Raw genomic sequence first — 231 nt, 5'->3', positions numbered from 1 at the left:
CTCACTTTTATTGGTGAATGACGCTAGAATCTCTGTTTTTTAAAGCTATGTTTTTAGAAGCTATGCTAAACGTTAGAAACCATGCTTGAAGTTAGAAGCCGCGCTTGAAAAGCGTCGCGAGATAATCGAACTCTTCTCGGCTTTCTTCAGCGTTTAACGACTCAAACCAAATTGATTCGCTGTAATGCTCAGACTTTAAAAACATTCGACAGTCTTCAAAATCAATCAACC

Annotated in this window: 1 protein-coding gene; it reads right to left on the bottom strand. The window is 38.5% G+C overall.

Going from position 1 to position 231, the window contains the following annotated elements:
- Window positions 1–91 precede the first annotated feature (91 nt).
- The coding region (locus AB4512_RS23290; RefSeq protein ID WP_372175894.1) for a DUF3630 family protein at window positions 92–231 on the bottom strand (140 nt) is incomplete at its 5' end.

It is taken from the genome of Vibrio sp. 10N.222.52.B7 (assembly GCF_041474275.1).
Classification (GTDB): domain Bacteria; phylum Pseudomonadota; class Gammaproteobacteria; order Enterobacterales; family Vibrionaceae; genus Vibrio; species Vibrio crassostreae_C.
Note: the sequence above shows the minus strand (reverse complement) of the source record. Positions and strands in the feature narration are given on the sequence as shown.